The following is a 16,467-nucleotide window of genomic DNA, read 5'->3' on the forward strand; positions in this document are numbered from 1 at the left end:
CCTTTACCATGACCCCACGGCAAAGGAAAACTTCTTCATGCAGCACACAACCTCCCCCTTCTGGAAACTGAGCCTGACTGCCGCAGCCTGCGCAGTACTGGCCGCCTGCGGAGGCGGCGGTAGTAGCGACAATAACAATGGCGGCGGCGCCAGCGTCTCGGGGGTCGCAGCCACGGGCGCTCCCATTCGGCAAGGGACGGTCAGCCTGCTATGTGCCTCGGGTAGCGCTCAGGTCAAGACCGACGAAAACGGCCGCTGGGAGGTCACAACGCTCAAGCCCGATGCCTTTCCCTGCGCCATTCAGGTGTCAGGAGGCGGCGTGACTCTGCATTCGATTGCACAGCAGGCAGGCACAGCCAACATTACGCCCCTGACGGACTTGATGACGGCTGCGGCTCTGGGCCGGGCCGACCTATCCATTTGGTTCCAAAAGCCGAACCTGAATGGCTTCCAGTTCCCGGCCGATCTTCTGGGCACACTCGGCACCGCTCTGGGCTCGCTAGGCCTGAGCCTGCCCGCTGACACCAACCCGATCACGACACCCTTCAAGGCCGAACATGGCAACGCCCTTGACGATTTGCTGGAAGGCTATGCAAGTGCCCTGCAAGTTGCAGGTCTGACGCACAGCGATACCAGCAGGAGCATGGCCGATAAAAAAACTGAGCTTACTCAGAATTTCAATGCCTACACCGGTTTCACTACGCCTTACCGCAGCCCATTTATCGCCGGTTGGGACACCATCACCAACACGCTGTCCCTCTACGATCCGGTGCGCAAGATGCTGCTCAAGAACAGTGTGAGCAAGGACGCCGAGGGAAATCTGAACCTGACGATGACGACGAGCGGAAGCTTCACCAACATTGTCAGCTTGCACGGCAACCGCATCGCCACGCTGTGCGTTGCGGGTCCTGGCGTCCATGACGATTCGACGCATCAGCAGCATCCAACGCATTCTCAGTACATCTACCTGTCGAGCGATTTCAAGCTGGTGAGAGACAAGGAGGAAATCCGGCAGGCGCTGCTGACCCACTCCTTCACGGAATACGAGGACTGTGTACCCAAGAACATCGGCACTTTCCAGCTGGATGCACAAGGCAATGTTCTGAACAGCGATGGGGATGACATCCTGGACATGAATGACTTCGTGGGGGACAACACCGTAGAGGAGCACTACAACGGTGGCACCTCCATCAAGCGCATCCGCATCTACAAATACCAGACATCCGGTAAGACCGTCTACGCTGCAGTAGACATCGGAAGCGACAAAAACGGCAGCACAAACTACGATCCGACCAAGGACTGGAACAACATCATTCTGACCGTGTCGAACCCCCAATAATCCGGTCGCAGCGCAAAGCACAACGGCCCGCCAAAAGCGGGCCGTTGTGCATCTAACACCAAGCCCTTACACGCAGGTGATGGCCACCGCCTTGGACACCAGATAGGCCTCCAGCGCCTCGGGGCCGCCCTCGGAGCCGTAGCCCGAATCCTTGATGCCGCCGAACGGCAGCTCGGCCGAGGGCAGCGCGGGCTGGTTCACCCACAGCATGCCGGCTTCCACGTCCTGCGCCAGCTGGTGGGCCGACTTGAGCGAGCGCGTGAATGCATAGGCGGCCAGGCCGTAGGACAGGCGGTTGGCCTCCTGAATCGCGTCCTCGAGCCTGTCGAAGCCGCGGATGGCGGCCACGGGGCCGAAAGGCTCCTGGTTGAAGATGTCGGCCTCCAGCGGTACTTCGGACAGCACCGTGGGCGCGAAGAAGTTGCCCGAAGAACCGAAGGATGCGCCGCCCGACAGCAGCTTGGCGCCCTTTTTCTCGGCGTCCTGAATGAACTGGGTCAGCGCCGTGACCCGGCGCGGATTGGCCAGCGGGCCCATCTGCGTGCCCTGCTCCAGGCCGTTGCCCACCTTCAACGCCTCGGCATGGGCGACCATGGCGCGCGTGAATTCCTCGCGCACGCTGTTGTGCACCAGAAAGCGTGTGGGCGAGATGCAGACCTGGCCGGCGTTGCGGAACTTGGCCGCGCCCGCGGCCTTCACGGCCAGCTGCACGTCGGCGTCCTCGGCCACGATCACGGGCGCATGGCCGCCGAGTTCCATGGTGGAGCGCTTCATGTGCTGGCCGGCCAGCGCGGCCAGCTGCTTGCCCACGGCCGTGGAACCCGTGAAGGTCACCTTGCGGATCACCGGATGCGCGATCAGGTACGAGGAAATCTGCGCCGGATCACCATAGACCAGGCCCACCACGCCGGCGGGAATGCCGGCATCGACAAAGCACTTGAGCAGGGCCGCGGGCGAGGCCGGGGTCTCCTCGGGCGCCTTGACCAGGAAGGAGCAGCCCGAGGCCAGGGCCGCGCCGATCTTGCGCACGATCTGGTTGACGGGGAAGTTCCAGGGCGTGAAGGCCGCCACCGGGCCCACGGGCTCCTTGATCACCAGCTGCTGCTGCTCGGGCTTGCGCGAGGGCACGATGCGGCCGTAGATGCGCAGCGCCTCGTCGGCAAACCACTCGAGGATGCCGGCGCCGGCCACGATCTCCACCTTGGCCTCGGCCAGGGGCTTGCCCTGCTCCTGCGTCAGCAGCGCGGCGATCTCGTCGGCACGCTCCCTGAGCAGGGCCGCCGCGCGGCGCATGACGGCACCGCGCTCATGGGCAGACACCTTGCGCCAGACCTGGAAGCCCTGGTCGGCCGCGGCCAGCGCACGGTCCAGGTCGGACACATCGGCATGGGCCACGCGGCCGATCACCTCGCCCGTGGCGGGATTGCGCACATCGATCTTCTTGCCGCCGGCGGCGTCCTGCCACTGGCCGCCGATCAGAAGCTGGGTATCGGGATATGTGGGATATGCAGTGCTCATCACAGCTCTCATCTGTGCCGGCCTCCATCCCCCTGCAGATGTGCAAGGCCGGGCGTGGTGAATGACAGGGTGCCTGAGAGCGTTCGCGATCCCTGCAGATGCCGGCGACCATGAACACGCTCCGAAAACCAGGCGCGGAAAAATTCTAGCCGTCCATGCTAACGCGCGATGACAAGCGCGGGACGCCAGGCGCCCGGGCAACCCTTTCCGTTTCGCGAGTTCTTGCTATCGCAATCAAAGCCTGCGGCCAGGGTCATCCCTGTGGCAACGAACCGCCGGGCGGCATCAATCGATGTGGGCGCCCGAGTCCCTGACCACCTGCCTCCAGTGCGCCAGCTCGCCCGGCAGCATGGCCTTGAAGCTTTGGGGGCTGGATTCCACGCGCTCGGCGCCCAGGGCCTTGAGGCGCTCGCCCATCTCGGGCTTGGCCAGCACGGCGCGAACGGACTGGTACAGCCGGTCCACGATGGGCTGGGGCGTGCCGGCCGGCGCGAACAAACCGTACCAGCTGGTCACGGCCAACTCCTTGCCCAGCGGGGGGATCTCGGGCGCCAGCGTGGTGGGCCTGTCGGAAGCCACACCCAGCACGCGCAGCTTGCCGCTGGCGACAAACGGCATCACGCCCGGAAAGCTGCCGAAGGTCATGGGCAGCTGGCCGGCCACCACGTCGGTGGCGGCGGCCGAGGCGCCCTTGTACGGCACGTGCAGCAGCTCCACGCCCTTTTGCTTCTTGAGCATCTCGCCCAGCAGGTGGTTGAGCGTGCCGTTGCCGGCCGACGCATATTCCACCTTGCCCGGATTCGCCCTGGCATAGGCCACCAGCTCGTCCAGGTTCCTGGCCGGAAAGCTCGGGTTGACCACCAGCAGGTAGGGCGCCACGGCCAGCTGCATCACGGGCGTGAAATCCTTGACGGGATCGAACGGCACCCTGGAGTACAGCGCGGGGTTGATGGTGTAGGCGCTTTGCGCCGTCACCAGAAAGGTATGGCCGTCGGCCGCCGCGCGCGCCACCTGGCCCGTGCCCAGGTTGCCGTTGGCGCCGGGCCGGTTCTCCACGATCACGGGCTGGCCCAGTGCGTTCTCCAGGCCCTGCGCCACGGCGCGGGCAATCACGTCGTTGGCGCCGCCGGGCGCCTGGGGCACGACAAAGGTGATGGGCCTGGCAGGCCAGCCCGATTGCGCCAGGCCCAGGCCCGGGCCTGCGCAGACGGCGGCAGCCGCCGCGGCCATGAGTTTGCGTCTTTGCATCATGCGCTTGTGTCTCCTTGCGAATCGTTTTTGTCTACAGCAGCACCAGCCCCGGCGGCAGGCTGTCGCCAAAACTGCGCCTGTGGTCCTCGGCCTGCATCTGCACCGCCTGCTCCACCATGGCCGTCCAGCGCGCAGGCGCGCCCGCGGCGCGCATCTTCTCCAGCACGCGTGCGCGCACCTCGTCCGAAAGATCGCGCGCGCGGTCGCCCGTCATGCGGGCCATCTGCACGGCGGCGAACATGGCCGTCTCGTTCTTGCGCCAGTCCTGGGCCAGCGTGGCGTCCAGGAACTCCTGCGCCGCCTCGGGCGGCATCACCAGGTGCGCATTCGCAGCCAGCGGCTGGCGCGCTGCCAGTCGGCCCAGGGCCCACCAGGTCTGCACGCTTTCATCGGGGCGCTTGAGGCGCTGCAGCATCCACTGCCCCATTTCCTGGCGGTACTGCCAGGGCACGGCCTCCATGGCGGCAAACAGGCGCAGCATATCGTCATAACTGCCGTGGCTGCTCTTGCCACCACTGCGCGCGGTTTGCTGCACGGCCTTCTGCATATGACCGGCCACGTCCTCGAGCAGCTCCATCTGCTGTGCCTCGTTGAGACCCGCCGCCACGCGGCGCCAGAAGACCCACCATTCGGTCCAGTTGCCGGCCTCCTTGCCGTGGCCCAGGCCCTGGGCGTACAGCGCCCAGACCTGCTCCATGCGCCAGGCATCGAGCTCGGCGCCCACGCCAGGGCGCAGGCACCAGCCCGCAAGATTGAGCCAGACGCGCTCGTGCTCCACCGTACGGCGGCGGCGCTTGGCGCGCGCCAGCAAGGCGTCGAACAGCACACGCAGCAGGCCGATGCTCCAGGCCTCGCGCGGGCCCAGCACCTTCTCCAGCGACTGGCGCAGCTGGCGCACCTCCTTCACGTCCACCGCCCGGGCCTGCTGGCCGAAGATGCGGTCTATCAAATCAATAGCTGCTTGCGATTTACCATCGACTATTTCAGGTGGTTTTTCATCTGAATCCTTTTCTGATTCAGCACCAGAAGCTATCGAATCAGAAGCAGCCACGGCATCGCGCACGGCAAACGGCAGCAGCCAGGATTGCGCCGCATCCTCCACGGCCACGCAGCGCACCTCCAGCGTGCCCACCTCGGTCATGCAGGCCTGCAGCTGCACCTCGACCTGGGCTTTGTCACGGCCTTCGGGCGCGGGCAGCACGGCGGACAGCGGCGGCAGTTCCACCCAGCCTTCGCCACCCACCTCCGCGATCTGTCCGGCCTGCGCGGGCTGGTTGCCACGGCTGCTGGCCAACAGGTTGAAGCGCACAGCCTGGCCCAGCCTCAAGGCAAAGCGCCGGCCCGAGAGCACGATGCGCACGCCCTCTTCCGTGCCGCGCGGCAGCAGGCAGATGCCCTGCGGCCGGCCGCCGGCCTTGGCGGGCAGCAGCAGCCAGTAGCTGCGCGCCGAGCCGCCACCGATCTGCGGCAGACGCGGTGCAACCACGGGCTTGCCGGTTTTGCGGTCTGCCTGGCCTGGAGCCGACTTTTCCTCGGCCATCGGCTGAAAGCGCGCCAGCCCATAGGCCGCCGCGCCGCGCGCCACGGCCCAGTCGGGGTGCGGGTTGTGCAGCACGCGCACGGGGCTGCCGCGCCAGACCGAGAGCTGCTCGGTCAGCCGCTGCACCACCGCATGCGCATGGAAGACGCCGCCGTTGAGCAGCACGCTGTCGGGCAGTTCACCTTCCGCATGCTGCGACAGGAACTGCGCCAGATGCCGCGAAATGGCCGCATCGGCCGGATACGGCAGGCCAAAGCCGCGCAGCGCGCCCTGGCGCCGGGCCGGCACATCGCCGATCCGCGCGGGCGGCAGAAAGCCTTCCACCACCCATTGCCGCACCTGCTCGCGCGTCAGCGTGGCGCTGCGGGTCTGGGCCAGCAGGCGGCTGCCGCCGCCCAGCAAGGTGACGGCCACGCTGTCGGGCGCGTCCGCGGCCAGCAATTGCTCCTTGGCAACGCGGCAGCGCTGCACCAGATGGGCAAACCGGGGCGCCGGCAGGCGTTGGCCCTGGCCTGCAAACTGCGCCTCCAATTGGTGCGCCAGCGCCAGGTCCATGTTGTCGCCGCCCAGCATCAGGTGATCGCCCACGGCCGTGCGCGTGAGCACGGGCAGGCCGCCATCGGGCGGGGCCTGCACGCGGATCAGCGTCAGGTCGGTGGTGCCGCCGCCCACGTCCACGACCAGCACCAGCCGGCTGCCGGCCAGCTGCTGCGCGAGCTGCCCGCCCTGCAGCACCAGCCAGTCGTGGAAGGCGGCCTTGGGCTCTTCGAGCAGATGCACGCCCGGCAGGCCGGCCAGCTTCGCAGCCTCCAGCGTCAGCGCGCGCGCGCCTTCGTCGAACGAGGCGGGCACGGTCAGCACCACGGTCTGGGCGTACAGCGGGTCTTGGGGGTGCTGGCTGTCCCATGCGGCCCTGACATGGGCCAGGTACGAGGCCGATGCCGCCAGCGGCGAGACTTTGGCCACGTCCTCGCTGGCGCCCCAGGGCAGTATGGGCGCCGTCCGGTCCACGCCGGTGTGCGACAGCCAGCTCTTGGCGCTGGCCACCAGCCGCCCCGGCACGGCAGCTCCCAGCTCGCGCGCCCAGCGGCCGATGACGGCGGGCGCCTGTTCATCCGCATCCTGCGCCGGCCAGGGCTCGCGCCAGGCATCGCCCAGCTCGCCGGGCGCGGCCTGGTAGCGCACCGAAGGCAGCAGCGGCTGGGCCACCACTTCGCCGGCCGTGCTGCGCTGGGGAATATCGAGCAGCGCGATATCGCTCGCATGGCCCGCCAGCGGCGCATGGGCCACGACCGTATGGCTGGTGCCCAGGTCTATGCCCACCACATAACGTGCGGGGCCAAAAGAAGTGCTTTCAGTCGCGGCAGTCATGCGGCAGGCGGTTCAAGCCATCAGTACGCTGCGGGCTCGGCGTCGGCGGCCGTGGGCTCGGCGCGCACATCGAACTCCACCTTCCAGCGCTCGCTGCCGCCCACGGGCACGGCATTGAGTTCCAGCGTGCCGATGTCGGTCACGCGTGCATGCAGGGTGACGGGCACGACTTCGCCGCTGGCACGGCCTTCGGCCGGCAGATGGGCTTCGATCTCCTGCAGCTCCACCAGCTCCTCGGGGCCCCAGAAGTCCAGCATGGTGCCCACGGCATCGCTGCGGCGCACGCTGGAGCCGAAGAAGCGCAGGCGCACGGGCTCGCCGACGACCAGGCCGAATTCCTGTGCGTCCAGCGCCACCTCCGTGCCCTCTTCCATGCCGAAAGGTGCCAGGCACAGGGCCGAGATCGGCGGCTCCATGCCGGGAATGGCGGGCATATTGGATTCCACACCCACGTAATTGCTTTGCGCCGTGCCGCCGCGGATGCGCACGCCGCGGCCCTGGCGCACATGGCCGTAGTAGGCGGCGCCGCGCGCCACGGCCAGGTCCAGGTTGGCGCCCTCCAGCAGGCGCGCGGGCTGCGCACCTTCAGCCACCAGCCAGCCGTTCACCACCTCAAGAATGCGCTGCTCGATCTGCGCGGCCTTGAGCACGCCGCCGTTGAACAAAATGGCCGTGGGGTGCAGGAAAGAAGCGTCCGCGGGCTGCGTGCCCTGCAGGCCCTCGATCTGCTCGGTGGCGCCGGCCTGGCGCGACAGGAAGGCCGCCAGGTGGCGCGTGACGGCCGCGTCCTGCGCATAGGGCAGGCCCAGCTGCGTGAGCGCGCCGCGCGCGCGGGTCAGGGGCTTGTCGCTGACGGCAACCTTGGGGAAGAAGCCTTCGACCAGCATGGCCAGCACTTCGGCGCGCGTGACTTCGGTGCGGATGCTGCCGCCGATGAGCCTGCTGCCGCGGCTGGGCACCACCACGGGCACGGCCTGCAGGCTCTCGTCGGCCAGAAGCTGTTCCTTGGCCGCGCGGCAGCCGTGGGCCAGCGCGCGAGTCTGCCAGGCGTCGAGCTGCCTGCCTTCCTGCGCGAGCTTGCGCGCCACGCCATAGGCCAGGGCCAGGTCCATGTTGTCGCCGCCGAGCAGGATGTGCTCGCCCACGGCCACGCGCTGCAGCGCGAGGTTGCCGTCCTTTTCGAGCACGGCGATCAGCGACAGGTCGGTGGTGCCGCCGCCCACGTCCACGACGAGGATGACGTCGCCGTTGCTGACCTGCTTGCGCCAGTCGCCGCCGCTGGCCTGGATCCAGCTGTACAGCGCGGCCTGGGGTTCCTCCAGCAGCGTGAGGTTGTGGAAGCCCGCGGCCTTGCAGGCCTCGGCCGTGAGCTCGCGCGCGGCGGGGTCGAACGAGGCGGGAATGGTGACGGTGATGTCCTGGGCGTCGAACGGCGCCTCGGGATGGGCCTGCTCCCAGGCCCAGCGCAGGTGCGAGAGGTAGCGGATGGACGCCGTCAGCGGCGAGACGCGGTGCACCTCGGGCGGCGCATCGGCCGGCAGCAGCGGCGAGCGGCGGTCCACGCCGGGGTGGCACAGCCAGCTCTTGGCGCTGGACACCAGGCGTATGGGCGTGGCCGCGCCGCGCGTGCGCGCCATCTCGCCGACGACGAAGTCCTGCTGTGCGCCCCAGGGCAGCGCCATGTCGACGGCCGTGAGTTCGCTCTCGTGCGGCAGGTACAGGAAGGACGGCAGCAGGGGTTTGGCTTCCACGCTGGCCGGGCCGGTGAGCTGGGGAATGTCCAGCACGCCCTGCACCACTTTCTCGCCGTCGCTGGCGGCCTTGTCCACCCAGGACAGCGCGCAGTGCGTGGTGCCCAGGTCTATGCCTATGCTGTACTTGGCTTGGTGGTCCATGTTCACAGCTCCACCTCGGCTTGCGCGATGATCTTGGCGGCCTGGATGTCGGTGAGCTGCGGCAGCCGCACTTCGGTGACCTGCCAGCCGCGGTGGCCCAGGGTGCCGGTGAACGGCGCCTGGCCCACCACATTGCCGGTCAGGCGCACGGCGGCGGCGTCGAAGCCGGCCTGCAGCGTGACGCGCGAGCCCTCGGCTTCGCTGCGCACGGGCTGGATCGCGAAATGCTCGCGCAGCACCTTGCGGCAACCTTCGTGCACCACGCGGGCGGCGGCGCCGATCTCGGCATCGGTATAGGGCGCGACCTCTTCCTGGATGAAATCCACGAAGCGCGCCTCGCGCTGCAGCAGGCCCAGCAACTGCAGCGCGGCGGTGTCCGTGGGCACTTCGATGGTCTTCTCGACCAGTTTCTCGACCGGCACCTCGACGCGCTTTTCCACGGGCACTTCCACGCGTACTTCGACGATCTTCTCGACCGGGACTTCGACACGCACTTCGCGCGGCTCGACATCGGCGGCCAGGGCTTCGCCGCCGCGCAGGCGGCTCACGTCGCCGGCCAGGCGGCCATTGCCGAGGATGGCGAAGAAGCTGCCGATCGCGATGGCGATGCGGCTGAGGAATGAGGGGGGAGTGTTGGCAGTCATGGAATCTGTCTCAAAACAGGCGCACGCATGCCAGGATCATCCTGCGGCACCCTTGCGGGGCCGGCACTGCGCGAACCGGAAAAAAAGGCCGGGCCGGCAGCATCCGCACGGCCCCGGCCCTGGCGGCACGAGGCAGGACGCGCCGGAACCATATGTGCGCGCGGGCCTGTGCAATAGGCGCAGATGTTACCCAAAAAGTGCAAACTGCCGCCCTGCTACGGCTTTGGCGCCTGCGGCGTGGGCCACAGGTCATACGCCGGGAGCATGACCTTCTTCCGTTTCATCGTTATGAAGGCGCCCCCAAATTGCCGGATAGTTGACGCAGGCACTTGACGGCCGGCGCACGACGCCGTCCGGCATTCCCATCATTTCCGAGGAGACTTCCCCCATGCGCCTGATGACCGCGAACATGACGCTGGCATGCACCGCCCTTGTAACCGCCCTGGCCGCCTTCGACGCCCAGGCCCAGACCATGCCCGGCGGCACGCTGGACAAGATCCAGAAGACCGGCAAGGTCGTCATCGGCGTGCGCGAAAGCTCCGCCCCCATGGCCTACGCCATCGGTGCCAACCACCGCTTCACGGGCTACCACGTCGAGCTGTGCGAGAAGGTGCTGGCCCAGATCGCGCCCGCCGCCAAGATCGAATACATGGCCATCACCGCCCAGAACACCATGCCCCTGGTGCAGAACGGCACGGTGGACATGGGCTGCGGCCCCACGACCAACAACCTCAGCCGCCAGAAGCAGGTCTCGTTTGCGGTCACCACCTATGTGAGCCAGGTGCGCATGGCCGTGCGCGCGGATTCGCCCGTCACCTCGTTCAAGCAGCTCGACGGCAAGACCGTGGCGGCCTCGGCCGGCACCACCGCCGTGCAGCTGCTGCGCAAATACAGCCACGAGAACAATGTGAAGCTGCCCACCCAGCTGGGCAAGGACCACTTCGAGAGCTTTCTGATGCTGGAGTCCGGCCGCGCCGACGCCTTTGTGCTGGACGACAACCTGCTGGCCGGCGTGATCGCCAACTCCAAGGACCCCAAGGGCTACAAGATCGTGGGCGAGGTGCTGGGCTCCGAGCCCATCGCGCTGCTGATGCGCAAGGACGACCCCGCGTTCAAGAAGGCCGTGGACGACGCGCTGGTGCGCATGATGAAGTCCGGCGAAGTGGCCAGGATCTACGACAAGTGGTTCATGCAGCCCATCCCACCCAAGGACATGCCGCTGAACCTGCCCATGAGCGACACGCTCAGGCAGCTGCTGCAGGAGCCCAACGACAAGCCGCTGGAAGCCTATAACAGCTAAGAACGTGTCCATGAGTCGACTTTGATTCGATAGCTGGCAGCGCCCTGTGGACGGGCACTTAAGCCGCTTTTCGACCTCAAACCTTGCAAGGAGCTGCGCTGGCAGCTCCTTTTTTCATAGGCATCATGCAGCCGAAGACGGAGCGAATTCCTGCGCGGCCTGCTTGAGCCAGCGTTGGAAGGCCTGCAGCGGCGGATAGGCCGAACGGCTGCTCGGCCAGGCCAGGTAATAGCGCTCGGCGCTTTCCACTTCGGGCAGTTGCGGCAGCGCCTGGACCAGATCGCCGGTCTGCAGCTCGCGCGCGATCAGGAACTTGGGCAGCAGGGCCACGCCCACGCCGGCGATGGCGGCCTGCGCTGCGGTGGCGAACTGGTCGAACAGCATGCCCTGCATGTCGCTGGCCTGGCAGCCCTGGCTGGCGAACCAGCGCTGCCAGGCATCGGGGCGCGAGGCCAGGTGCAGCAGCGGCGCGCGCAGCAGGTCCCGGGGCTCGGCGAACCGGTGCTGGGCCGCCAGCTCCGCGCTGCAGGCCGGCACCACCGTCTCGCTCATCAGGAACTCCAGCTCGGCGCCCGGCCAGTGGGGCAGGCCGAAATGGATGGCCGCATCCACGGCCTCGAGCTGGAAGTCGAACTGCGACAGCCGCGTGGTCAGGTTGATGGTGATGCCCGGATGCGCGCTGAAGAACTGCGGCAGCCGCGGCGCCAGCCAGCGCGTGCCGAAGGTCGGCAATATGGCCAGGTTCAGGCTGCCGCCCTGGGGATTGGTGCGAAAGCCTAGCGTGGCGTTGGAGATGCGTACCAGGGCCGCGCGTATCTCCTGCGCATAGGCCTGGCCCGCGGGGCTCAGGCGCACGGTCTGGCGCTCGCGCACGAACAGCTCGGTACCCAGGCGCTCCTCCAGCGCACGTATCTGCCGGCTGACGGCGCTTTGCGTGAGGTGCAGCTCTGCCGCGGCCGCGGTAAAGCTCTGGTGCCGCGCCGAAGCCTCGAAGGCGCACAGCAGGGACATGGGGGGCAGGAAGCGGCGGGACAGCTGCATGGATGGAACAGGTGAGTGTGGGCTGCGCAAGCAGGTTCATTCCGTTTGGGTATGACCTGCAGGCCGGATTATCGTTTGACCGAAGTCAGGACAGCGCAGAACATGCTGCCTGTCCTTGCGGCCCCGCCTGCGGCGCGGCCGCTGCACTCACAACCCAGCCCTTCTGTCCCGTCATGAGCGCCACGCATTCCACCAGCCCCCGCTTTGTTTCCGCCAACGACATCCGCACGCGCTTCTCGCGCGCCATGTCCGAGATGTACCGCAAGGAAGTGCCGCAGTACGGCACGCTCATCGACCTGGTGGCCGACGTCAACGCACTGGCGCTGCAGGACGATCCGGAACTGCGCCGGCGCATGGCCGGAAGCGGCGAGCTGGAGCGCCTGGATGTGGAGCGCCACGGCGCCATCCGCGTGGGCACGGCCGAGGAACTGGCCACGCTGCGCCGCCTGTTTGCCGTGATGGGCATGGAGCCCGTGGGCTACTACGACCTCTCGGTGGCCGGCGTGCCCGTGCATTCCACGGCCTTTCGCCCCGTGCATGACGACGCCCTGCTGGCCAACCCCTTCCGTGTCTTCACCTCGCTGCTGCGCCTGGAGCTGATCGCCGATGCGGCGCTGCGCGCGCAGGCCGCGGCCATCCTGGCGCGCCGCCGCATCTTCACGCCGCGCGCGCTGGAGCTCATCGCCCAGGCCGAGCGCGACGGCGGCCTGGACAGCCAGGACGCCGATGACTTCGTGCAGCAGGCGCTGGAGACCTTCCGCTGGCACAGCGATGCCACGGTGGACGCCGCCACCTACGAGGCGCTGCAAAAGGCCCACCGCCTGGTGGCCGACGTGGTCTGCTTCAAGGGCCCGCACATCAACCACCTGACGCCGCGCACGCTGGACATCGACGCGGCCCAGGCCGGCATGCCCGCGCGCGGCATGGATGCCAAGGACGTGGTCGAAGGCCCGCCGCGCCGCGCCTGTCCCATCCTGCTGCGCCAGACCAGCTTCAAGGCGCTCAAGGAAGCCATCCACTTCACCGGTGCCGATGCCGCGGGTTCGGCCGGCGCCCACACGGCACGCTTCGGCGAGATCGAGCAGCGCGGCGTGGCGCTCACGCGCAAGGGCCGCGCGCTGTACGACGAGCTGCTGGCCCAGGTGCGCAGCATGGACAATGCGGGCAGCGCGGCGCCCGACTATGCGCAGCGCCTGCAGCAGGTCTTCGCGCAATTTCCCGACACGCATGAAGCCCTGCGCCGGCAGGGCCTGGCCTTCTACCGCTACCGCCTCACGGAGCGGGGCCTGGCCGGCGGCGTGCAGGCCGCGGACGATGAAGACATGGAAGCGCTGATCGCCCGGGGCCTGGTGCAGGCCGAGCCCATCACCTACGAGGACTTCCTGCCCGTGAGCGCGGCCGGCATCTTCCAGTCCAACCTGGGCGGCGAGGAGCAGAAGCAATACCAGGCCCATGCGGCGCAGCAGGCTTTCGAAAGCGCGCTGGGCGCGCGCGTGCACGACGAGATCGCCCTGTACGAGGCCACCCAGCAACAGTCCCTGGCCCAGGTGCGCCAGGCGCTGGCCGGAGCCCTGGCATGAGCCGGGAGCTCCATGCCGCACCGCACGTCGTTCAGGCGCTGGGCGCCATCGTGGGCGAGCGCGGCCTGCTGCTGGGCGCCGACATGGCCGGCTACGAGCAGGGCGCGCGCTACGGCCAGGGCCAGGCCCTGTGCGTGGTGCGCCCGGCCAGCGTGGAAGAGGTGCAGGCCGTGGTGCGCTGCTGCGTGGCGCACGGCGTGCCCCTGCTGCCCCAGGGCGCCAACACCGGCCTGGTGGGCGCGAGCACGCCCGACGCCAGCGGCGCCCAGGTGGTGCTGTCCACCAGCCGCCTGCGCGGGCTGTGCGACATCGATGCGGCCAACCGCAGCGTGACCGTGGACGCGGGCGTGACGCTGCAGGAGCTCAACGAGAAGCTGGAGCCGCACGGCCTCTGGTTCCCCATCGACCTGGGCGCCGATCCCACGGTGGGCGGCATGATCGCCGCCAACACCGGCGGCACGCGGCTGATCCGCTACGGCGACGTGCGCCACAACCTGCTGGCCCTGCAGGCCGTGCTGCCCACGCCCGAGGCCGAGGTGCTGGAGCTGGGCCGCGCCCTGCGCAAGGACAATACCGGCCCGGACCTCAAGCAGCTGTTCGTGGGCACCTCGGGCGCGGGCGCGGTGATCACGCGCGCCACGCTGGAAGTGCACGTGCGGCCGCAGCAATCGGCCACGGCCCTGGTCGTACCGACCTCCGACGACGCCGTGCTGCAGCTGCTGCAGGCGCTGGAGCGCGAGCTGGGCGACTACCTGAGCGCCTTCGAAGGCCTGTCGGGCCATGCCATGCAGGCGGCCATCGACCATGTGCCCGACCTGCGCAATCCCTTCGCACCCGAGCCGGCGCCGGACTTCGCCATCCTCATCGAGCTGGAAGCGGCCAGCAGCAAGGCTTACACGGGCCTGGACCTGCAGGAGGCGCTGAACCAGTTCCTGCAGGACCAGTTCGAGCAGACCATAGAGAACGCCGTCATCGGCAACGGCCACGAGCTGTGGCACCTGCGGCACAGCATCAGCGAAGGCGCACGCGCGCTGGGCAAGCCCATTGCCTTCGACGTGTCCGTGCCGCGCTCGCGCATCATGGCCTTCTGCCGCGCCGCGCGCGCCGTGGTGGCGCGCGAGTTCCCCTTCCTGCACGTGGTGGACTTCGGCCATGTCGCCGACGGCGGCGTGCACTTCAACGTGATCTGGCTCAGCGACGCCGCCCAGCCCTACGACGCGGCCGTGGTGCAGCGCCTGCGCGACCGCATCTACGCCATGGTGGTGCAGGACTATGCGGGCAGCTACAGCGCCGAGCATGGCGTGGGCCCGCACAACCTCGCCTATTACCGCCGCTACACCGCGCCCGCCAGCCGGCGCCTGGCCCAGGGCCTGCGCCGGCTCACCGATCCGCAGCAGCTGTGCGGCACGGTGGATTTCGGTGACCACGAGGCGCAGTGAACGCGCATCCGCACCGGCCTGACTTCCCCCGCTTTCCGCCCATGACTGCTTCCACTGCCCCCGCACCTTTCGCCGCCGCCTTCGCCGAGCCTGCGGGCTCGCCCATACGCGAGCTGTTCCCCTACCTGTCGCGCCCCGGCATGATCTCGCTGGCCGGCGGCTATCCCTCGCCCAGCCTGTTCGACGCCGAAGGGCTGGCCCAGGCCGCCCGGCAGGCCTTGCTCCAGGGCGCGGGCGCGCTGCAGTACGGCGCCACCGAGGGCCTGCCCGCGCTGCGCGAAGCCCTGGCACTGCAGGCGCGCGAACGCGGCATGCAGGCCGGCGCAGGCGACATCCTGGTGACCACCGGGTCGCAGCAGGGCTTCGACCTGCTGGTGCGCGTGCTGGTCGAGCCCGGCGACACGGTGCTGGTGGAAGTGCCCGCCTATCCGGCCACGCTGCAGGCCCTGCGCCTGGCGCAGGCACGCATCCTGCCCGTGCCCATGGACGAGCACGGCCTGCAGACCGATGCCCTGGCCGCGCTGCTGGCCGGCCTGCCCGCCGATCAGCAACCCAAGCTGCTGTACACCGTGCCCAATTTCTCCAACCCGCGCGGCACGCTGCTGGCGGCCCAGCGGCGCCAGGCCCTGGTGCGTCTGGCCCTGCAGCACGGCTTTCGCGTGGTGGAGGACGATCCCTATGGCGAACTGCGCTTCGACGGCGAGACCGGCACCCCTCCGCCCATGCCGCCCACCGTGCGCGCCGTGGGCGAGCAGCTGGCCCCGGCGGACAGCAACCCCGTGGTCTATCTCTCCAGCCTGTCCAAGACCGTGGCGCCCGCGCTGCGCGTGGGCTGGATGCTGGCCGACGCCGCCGTGCTGCGCCGCTGCGCCGTGGCCAAGCAGACCGCCGACCTGTGCACCTCGCCGCTGACGCAGACGGTGGCGGCCTGCTACCTGCAAAGCGGCCGCTATCCCGCCACCGTGCAGCGCGCGCGCCAGGAATACCAGCGCCGCATGCAGGCGCTGGTGCAGGGCCTGGCCTCGGGCGACAGCGGCATACGCTGCTCGCGCCCCGCGGGCGGCATGTTCGTCTGGGCCAGCCTGGATACGCGCATCGAACCGCAAAAGCTGTTCGACGCCGCCGTGGCCCAGGGCGTGATCTATGTGCCCGGCAAGGCCTTCTACCCGCAGGATCCCGACCTGCACACGCTGCGCATGTCGTTTGCCGCGCCCGAGGTGCCGCAGATCGAGCAAGCCGTGCAGCGCCTGCGCACGGCCGTGCAACAGGCGGGCTGACACCGGCAGCGGCGGCAGGGCCTTGGCCGGCCCGTGCTGCGCACGCCGATGGTGCGCGGCATAATCGTGGCCTCGGATTTTCTTTTGCCCATGGCCTGCACCCACCTGTCCACCGCCGCCCGCCTGCGCCGCCTTGCACTGGCGGGAGAGCCGTGCGCGCGTGCCTGCGTGCTGCGTGCGCTGCACACCCGCCGCCATGGCATTCCCACCGCATTCGTGAGCCTGAGCGGTGTCACGGCCATGCTTTCCGCCGCCGTGCGGATGGCATAAGG

12 protein-coding genes are annotated in these 16,467 nt (G+C 68.6%); 6 read left to right on the plus strand and 6 right to left on the minus strand.

What is annotated here, in order from left to right; translation table 11 throughout:
- The first annotated feature begins 37 nt into the window (after positions 1 to 37).
- Entirely contained in the window at positions 38 to 1,339 is a 1,302-nt protein-coding gene (locus Cte04_RS14665; protein WP_157082043.1) for a hypothetical protein, read from the plus strand.
- Between the two features lie 66 nt (positions 1,340 to 1,405).
- Here the strand turns inward: Cte04_RS14665 and Cte04_RS14670 are convergent, their stop codons facing one another.
- The 5 genes from Cte04_RS14670 to Cte04_RS14690 all read right to left on the minus strand — a co-directional run bounded on the left by Cte04_RS14670 (position 1,406) and on the right by Cte04_RS14690 (position 9,558).
- A complete protein-coding gene (locus Cte04_RS14670; RefSeq protein WP_066479479.1) occupies positions 1,406 to 2,857 on the minus strand; it encodes an NAD-dependent succinate-semialdehyde dehydrogenase in 1,452 nt (483 codons plus the stop codon).
- Between the two features lie 285 nt (positions 2,858 to 3,142).
- Positions 3,143 to 4,108 (minus strand): Bug family tripartite tricarboxylate transporter substrate binding protein, encoded by a 966-nt coding sequence (locus Cte04_RS14675; RefSeq protein WP_066479482.1) that lies wholly within the window; start codon positions 4,106 to 4,108, stop codon positions 3,143 to 3,145.
- Between the two features lie 31 nt (positions 4,109 to 4,139).
- Positions 4,140 to 7,019 carry an Hsp70 family protein gene (locus Cte04_RS14680; RefSeq protein WP_066479484.1) on the minus strand — a complete coding sequence of 960 codons (2,880 nt, stop codon included), beginning with the start codon at positions 7,017 to 7,019 and terminating at the stop codon, positions 4,140 to 4,142.
- Between the two features lie 20 nt (positions 7,020 to 7,039).
- The gene (locus Cte04_RS14685) at positions 7,040 to 8,914 is read right to left on the minus strand and encodes an Hsp70 family protein (protein ID WP_066479490.1); all 1,875 of its coding nucleotides are present in this window, start codon (positions 8,912 to 8,914) and stop codon (positions 7,040 to 7,042) included.
- Between the two features lie 2 nt (positions 8,915 to 8,916).
- Positions 8,917 to 9,558, minus strand: a complete 642-nt coding sequence (locus tag Cte04_RS14690) for a DUF2760 domain-containing protein (RefSeq protein WP_066479491.1) — start codon at positions 9,556 to 9,558, stop codon at positions 8,917 to 8,919.
- A gap of 388 nt (positions 9,559 to 9,946) precedes the next feature.
- Here Cte04_RS14690 and Cte04_RS14695 point away from each other — a divergent pair, with 388 nt between their 5' ends.
- Positions 9,947 to 10,858: a transporter substrate-binding domain-containing protein gene (locus Cte04_RS14695; RefSeq protein WP_066479492.1), complete on the plus strand. Its 912-nt coding sequence runs from the start codon at positions 9,947 to 9,949 to the stop codon at positions 10,856 to 10,858.
- 123 nt (positions 10,859 to 10,981) lie between these two features.
- Here Cte04_RS14695 and Cte04_RS14700 read toward each other — a convergent pair whose 3' ends face one another.
- Complete coding sequence (locus Cte04_RS14700) at positions 10,982 to 11,899, minus strand: LysR family transcriptional regulator (protein ID WP_066479495.1); 918 nt, start codon at positions 11,897 to 11,899, stop codon at positions 10,982 to 10,984.
- Positions 11,900 to 12,072: 173 nt separating this feature from the next.
- Between Cte04_RS14700 and hglS the strand changes: the two genes are divergently transcribed.
- Genes hglS through Cte04_RS14720 form a run of 4 tightly spaced genes read left to right on the plus strand, consistent with a single transcriptional unit; the run spans position 12,073 to position 16,465 of the window.
- Complete coding sequence (hglS, locus tag Cte04_RS14705; protein ID WP_066479500.1) at positions 12,073 to 13,479, plus strand: 2-oxoadipate dioxygenase/decarboxylase HglS; 1,407 nt, start codon at positions 12,073 to 12,075, stop codon at positions 13,477 to 13,479.
- The gene (locus Cte04_RS14710; protein WP_066479503.1) at positions 13,476 to 14,918 is read left to right on the plus strand and encodes an FAD-binding oxidoreductase; all 1,443 of its coding nucleotides are present in this window, start codon (positions 13,476 to 13,478) and stop codon (positions 14,916 to 14,918) included. Before hglS ends, Cte04_RS14710 begins: the two co-directional genes overlap by 4 nt.
- 41 nt (positions 14,919 to 14,959) lie before the next feature.
- Positions 14,960 to 16,195, plus strand: a complete 1,236-nt coding sequence (locus Cte04_RS14715; protein ID WP_066479505.1) for an aminotransferase-like domain-containing protein — start codon at positions 14,960 to 14,962, stop codon at positions 16,193 to 16,195.
- Between the two features lie 33 nt (positions 16,196 to 16,228).
- A complete protein-coding gene (locus tag Cte04_RS14720) occupies positions 16,229 to 16,465 on the plus strand; it encodes a hypothetical protein (RefSeq protein WP_245633393.1) in 237 nt (78 codons plus the stop codon).
- Positions 16,466 to 16,467 lie beyond the last annotated feature (2 nt).

Source organism: Comamonas terrae, assembly GCF_001544075.1.
GTDB classification, from domain to species: domain Bacteria; phylum Pseudomonadota; class Gammaproteobacteria; order Burkholderiales; family Burkholderiaceae_C; genus Comamonas; species Comamonas terrae.